This is a genomic window from Micromonospora sp. NPDC049114 (genome assembly GCF_040648635.1).
GTDB lineage: Bacteria > Actinomycetota > Actinomycetes > Mycobacteriales > Micromonosporaceae > Micromonospora.
In genome coordinates this window covers 1-554 of sequence record NZ_JBEZEA010000005.1, presented here as the reverse complement: position 1 = coordinate 554, position 554 = coordinate 1, and the positions used below count along the sequence as shown (strand labels likewise).

The 554-nt window shown below is 69.7% G+C and carries 1 rRNA gene; it reads right to left on the bottom strand.

Going from position 1 to position 554, the window contains the following annotated elements:
• Window positions 1-469 precede the first annotated feature (469 nt).
• Window positions 470-554: ribosomal RNA gene (gene rrf / locus AB0B39_RS16880) — 5S ribosomal RNA — on the bottom strand; the annotation flags it as partial.

The following is a 554-nucleotide window of genomic DNA, read 5'->3' as shown; positions in this document are numbered from 1 at the left end:
CACGACGGTCACCGCCACGGAAACCACCGTCACGGTCGCCACCGCGGAAACCACCCTCACGCGGGGCACCGGAACGCGATCCATCGCGGTCACCACCGCGGAAACCACCCTCACGACGGTCACCACCGCGGAAGCCACCCTCGCGGTCGCCGCCACGGAAACCACCCTCACGCGGGGCACCCGAACGCGATCCATCGCGGTCGCCACCACGGGAACCGCCGTCACGACCGCCGGCATATCCGCCCCGGGCGCCGCCGGCGTTGTCCCGATCTCCCCGGTACGGGGGGCGGTCGTCGCGGCGCGCACCACGGTCGCGTCCAGCCGGGCCGTCGGTGCGGTCTTCGGAACGACGGGGACGATCTCCGCCCTGCGGTCCTGAACTCACAGGTACATCCTTCCTGATTGCGCCACCAATGGCGCTACGCAGTCGAGGGCCGACCCGGATGGGGCGGCCCTCGACTGGAAGATTGTCCGGCGGTGTCCTACTCTCCCACACCCTCACGAGTGCAGTACCATCGGCGCTGGAGGGCTTAGCTTCCGGGTTCGGAATGTAA